5 protein-coding genes are annotated in these 4,677 nt (G+C 65.1%); 1 reads left to right on the forward strand and 4 read right to left on the reverse strand.

Annotated features, from left to right (window positions below; all coding sequences use genetic code 11):
* Positions 1-249: 249 nt before the first annotated feature.
* The 4 genes from ACWGLC_RS17655 to ACWGLC_RS17670 all read right to left on the reverse strand — a co-directional run bounded on the left by ACWGLC_RS17655 (position 250) and on the right by ACWGLC_RS17670 (position 3,814).
* Positions 250-1,764, reverse strand: a complete 1,515-nt coding sequence (locus ACWGLC_RS17655; RefSeq protein ID WP_452101086.1) for an IS1634 family transposase — start codon at positions 1,762-1,764, stop codon at positions 250-252.
* 20 nt (positions 1,765-1,784) lie between these two features.
* Positions 1,785-2,216: an ATP-binding protein gene (locus ACWGLC_RS17660; protein ID WP_452101090.1), complete on the reverse strand. Its 432-nt coding sequence runs from the start codon at positions 2,214-2,216 to the stop codon at positions 1,785-1,787.
* A gap of 356 nt (positions 2,217-2,572) precedes the next feature.
* Complete coding sequence (locus ACWGLC_RS17665) at positions 2,573-2,959, reverse strand: cytochrome P450 (RefSeq protein ID WP_452101087.1); 387 nt, start codon at positions 2,957-2,959, stop codon at positions 2,573-2,575.
* A 33-nt stretch (positions 2,960-2,992) separates the two neighbouring features.
* Complete coding sequence (locus tag ACWGLC_RS17670; protein ID WP_452101088.1) at positions 2,993-3,814, reverse strand: hypothetical protein; 822 nt, start codon at positions 3,812-3,814, stop codon at positions 2,993-2,995.
* A 61-nt stretch (positions 3,815-3,875) separates the two neighbouring features.
* Between ACWGLC_RS17670 and ACWGLC_RS17675 the strand changes: the two genes are divergently transcribed.
* Positions 3,876-4,433, forward strand: a complete 558-nt coding sequence (locus ACWGLC_RS17675; protein WP_452101089.1) for a TetR/AcrR family transcriptional regulator — start codon at positions 3,876-3,878, stop codon at positions 4,431-4,433.
* Positions 4,434-4,677: the final 244 nt, after the last annotated feature.

The following is a 4,677-nucleotide window of genomic DNA, read 5'->3' on the forward strand; positions in this document are numbered from 1 at the left end:
ACCGGCACCAGCCCGCCAGCCCCGGACCACTACCCACCACCCACCACACCCACAGACGCCGGGGGCCAGCCTGGGTATCCCGACTCTTCCACGTCGGGGCGACGAGGATCGCTGCAGACCGGCGGCAATCGACCGTGCAGCTAACGACTGCGCGCTTTGGACGATTGCGGCCGAGCGACCGATCGGATACGCGTGGCTGATGGCCCACAGTGAGCAGGAGCGCCCTGATCTGGCCTGAGTTGGACCTCCTTAGTTCCCCGCTGAGATAACGCTGGTGATGGCTTGGGCGTCGTCGTCCAGCGGAGTGCGGGCGGTGAGCTCGTGTCCGTCGACGTCGATGACGACGGTATGGATCCGACGCAGGATCCGCACGATCTTCTTGATCGACATGCCGGTGCAATTCTGCAGGTGACGGGCGATCGCGAGGGCCACGAAGACGATGGTCAGGTGTGCTTCTATCGAGTCGCGGGTGCGGTGAAAGATCGGCCGTGCTTTCAGATCCGACTTGGCCATTCGGAACGACTGCTCGACCTTCCACAAATCGTGATAGGCGGCTACGACGGCGTGGCCATCCATGATCTTCGGGTCGATGTTGGTGACGTAGCCCTTGTAGCCGGCCGACTGGCGGGCCCGCTCGATCGACGCCTCGTCCAGTGCGACGATTTGGCCGGTGACCTTCACGAACCGCTGCTTCTTGAGCGGTTCCGCCCGGTCAGCAACCCTTTGGGCGCGGTCGATCTGCGCGTTCAACGTGCGTCGGTCCCGTTGGGCGCGCTGCCACTTGTAGTGCCACACCACCCTCCGGTCGCGCCGATCCCGGCCCTGGCCCATCGGGCGGATCAGCTCCACGACCTCGCCGTCGGAGATGGCGTTGCCACGCCGGCCGAAGTGGTCCTCGAGTTCCTTCGGCGCCTTGGACGTGCGGGAGGCGACGATGAACGACAGCCCCGCGTCCTCGAGGGCGTTGAGGTTCGCCGCCGAGAGCATGCCGGCATCAGCGACCACGACCATGTCGCTGACTTGATGGCGCTGCTGGAAGGCGGTGATGACCGGGATCAACGTCTTGGTCTCGGCCTTGTTGCCCTCGAATACGTGGATATCCAGCGGGAACCCGTCCCGGGCCACCAGTAGGACGACGGTGATCTGCGGGTCGACGCGGCGTTCCTTGCTCATGCCGACCTTGCGTAGGCCGTCTTCCTTCTCGGCCTCGAAGTACAGGGTGGTCAGGTCGTACAACACCAGGGCAGCGCCCGGGCCGCCGGCGGCGGTGACATGCTCCCAGCACGCGGTCGCCAGCATCGTGCGGTAATCGCGTTCGACGCAGCGAGCCAGCGCCCGTTTGATGCTCGACAGGTGTGGAGCATCGACGCCGATGTCGTCCAGGACACGGGGTGTATCGAGCTTGCTGGTCGGCTCGACCAGCCGGGCGCACACAAGCGTCTTGAACGTCTCATCGGCCACGGCATCGAAGCCAAGGGCGTCGAAGGTGCTGGTCAACGTCTGCCACAACAGTTCACTGGAGTGTCGGCGCACTACCGCCTCCCCGCCGGAACGGACCTGCGGTCCCGGCTCCAAGCCCAGGTCCAGCGGCTGCTGACCAGCGTGGATCTTGCCCCTAGCCACCGCGATCAACGCCGCCAGCTCGCCCTCGGTGTGCGCGGACCCGATGTGCTCCAAGATCTTCCGCTGACCGCGGATCTTCTCCACGATCTGCACAGCCGTCGCTCCCGACGACGTCTTCACCTTCCGCACGAACGGGCTCACACCCACAACCTACAGCCCGGCTAGTGCCCCGAATCCCTGACCCGAATTCTGCTGACCAGCAACGATGGACGCCGGTGGCCCCCAGAACCCATCAAGAGGTCCAACTCAGGTCTGGGGGCTGGGCTGGGCGGGGAGACGAAGCGCGGCGCTGTATTGGGTGGCTTGGTGGCCGAGATCGAGTCCGGTGCGCCCAGCATCAGCAGGCCTGCCTGCGGATCGCTAGATGGCGGGCTTTTCGTCGGCGCGAGTACCGCGGCGTGGGTGACGACGAGGCGGCCGGTCATCCCGGCGGCAACGAGCTCGCCGGCGAGGATCCTTCCCCAGCGGCCGATTGGCGTGGTCAAGGTAGCCACGATCCGTCTCCTGTCGTAGGGGAGGGACTCGAGTCGGAAGAACAAGTTCGTCGTGTCGGAGTCGAACGGGATGTAGTCGACCTGGTTGAAGACGAGCAGCTACATCGATGCTCGCCTCGCGTAGCTCGGCTTCGAGACGGGTAGCTGCGTGGCCTTCGAACTGCCCGGGGTAGCCGGCGGCGATCGCGTTTCAACCGGCTGTGTCCGCCAGGAGTGTGGGGAAGTCCTTTCGCATGTGCGGCTGCCGAACGTGCGAGGGTGGTCGGCATCTTGAACACCCTGGCGGCACAGACGACCGGGGCGGCTTTACTGCTCAAGCCGCTGCCTCTGAGCCGAGGGGCACGACGCCTGCGATAGGCGAGGTCGTACAGGTCGTCGTAGCCGCGTACCGACGGTGCTAACAGCTCGAGGAACCGAGCCGGCTGCCGGTTACTCGCTGGCTCGATGTAGTCCATCTAATCGAAACCGACGGAGTGCTGGCGCACTGATCGGCACGCAAGGCTGGGATCGATGTGGATATGGGCGTCGTGCTCTAAGAGGAAGTCGAGCGCTGTCCGCGATTCGAGTCCTGCGAGAGCGGCCCCCACGCAGAAATGGATCCCGCGGCCGAAGCTCAGGTGCGCACCGTCGTCCCGACCCGGGTGAAACTCGTCGGGCCGGTCGAAGTACTGTTCGTCGCGGTTCGCGCGCCCCCAGAGCAGGAACACGCGAGAGTCCGCGGGCAGACGTGTGCCGCCGAGTTTGGTATCGCTGACCACGTGGCGGTAGTGGCCCACGAAGGGCGCGTCGAGCCTGAGAACTTCTTCGATGAACTCATCCCGCCGGGGCGGAACGTCACGCATGGCGGCGAGATGCTCAGGGTGTCGGCCGAGACGTCATGCCAGGGATCCGAGGTGGCCGACGGTTGATTCAATTCCGGCCACGATGAGCTGGACAAGGACGTAAGTCGCGACGTCGTGGTCGATGTCTGAGTTGTTTACCAGGCGTGCCAGGTCTCCGACCACGGTAGGGGGAAGGACGACCCGGGCCCGGTGGAGCCGCTCATCGAGGAACGCCATGAAGTTCCCGGCACTGTTGACCGCGTCGTCCAGTTCGTCCTGGGTCACCACGCCGTCGAGGATCGCGGGGCTGGCGAAGGCCCAGGTCAGTAGTTGGTCTCGGTGCTGCGGAACGCCGATGAGCTCGGCGACGACCGCCGCTGGGAGTTTCTCGGCGATCTCGGTGACCCAGTCAATTCCGTCGTCGTAGCTCTCCGACCACAGTTGTCGGATGGTCTGGTCTACAAATGGTGCCCAGGACCGCAGCTTTCGTGGCGTCAGTGACGGAAGGACAAGCGTGCGGTGGATTCGGTGGGTCTGTCCGTCGGCAGTAGCCAAGGCGTGGATGGGGGACCCGAGTCCGGCGACGGGACACTCCGTGATTGCCCCGTGTTCGTCGATGACCATCGTGGCGGTGAGATTGGACGAGAACTCCGCGGTCCGCGCGGTCACGTCGGCGATCAGGTCCCGGGACCGTACCAAGTAGAAGGTCGAGTCGCCGAGTCGCTCGATCGGCGGGCCCGGGTGTGTCGACTCGGAAGGATCATCATCTGCTGTGCGGTAGTCATGGCTGACAGACTCGCGCATCAGCCCGTGCAGGTCGACGCCTCCGCAGACATCCGAGACGGCGCGCGCTGCCGTGCGCGCAGGGTGTTTCACGCCGCCTTCGTACGCTGCGCCGACGTTGCGACGGCCGGGAAGGGGTGTCTCATAATGAGATATGACCGAAGACTGGTTGCTGGGTGCGGCGAGGGACCGACACGCACGCGATCGCCTGCTAGCCGTGGCCTCGTCGCTGATTGTTGAGAAGGGAAACGACGGGCTCGATGTCTCAGAACTCGCGCGCCGGGCACACTGCTCACGGGCGACCGTCTACCGACACGTTGGAGGTAGGGCGGCGATCATCGAAGCGGTTCTCACACGGTCTTCGGCGCGCATCGTCGAGGAAGTTGCCGCGCACGTGGAGGGGCTCACGGGGCGGCGGCGTGTTATCGCCGCTTTGGCATCCGCGCTGGCGGCGGCCCGCCGTGACCGCATCGCATCACAGTTTTTCTCTTCCGGCGTTGCCGCGCAGTCCCAGGCGCTCATCGAGTCGCAGACCGTATCCGGTATCGCTGCCGAGCTGATCGGACTGAAGCAGCCGCCCGATGAGCACGTCCAGCTCGCGGTTCGAGTACTGCTCTCGTTCCTCTGGTGGCCCGCCGGCGAAGGGGAACAGACCCAACTCGATCTCCTTGCCGACTTCGTGGCAGATCGCGGTGCGCAGCACTCGAGGTGACCGGTACTCCAGCTCGAGTTCGCGGCCCGGGCATTGATGGCGCGCGGTCGATAATACATCGGAGCCTGTTTCCCGGGCCGGCGCTCGAGGTCGGACCGCCACTTCGATTCAACCGAGGGGACCGGTTCTGCCGAAGCTCCAGATCTGAGCACGTGCAACAGAGCGATGGTGTAGCGACGTTCATGCCCGTTGACCTGGGGATTTGGTGTTGTGTTGGGGTGCGTGTAACTTTATCGGAGCCGCC

Source organism: Dietzia sp. NPDC055877, assembly GCF_053615975.1.

Coding starts and splice junctions, on each gene's coding strand:
- ACWGLC_RS17665 (WP_452101087.1), bottom strand. CDS start 2,959: ATGCGTGACGTTCCGCCCCGGCGGGATGAGTTCATCGAAGAAGTTCTC.
- ACWGLC_RS17675 (WP_452101089.1), top strand. CDS start 3,876: ATGACCGAAGACTGGTTGCTGGGTGCGGCGAGGGACCGACACGCACGC.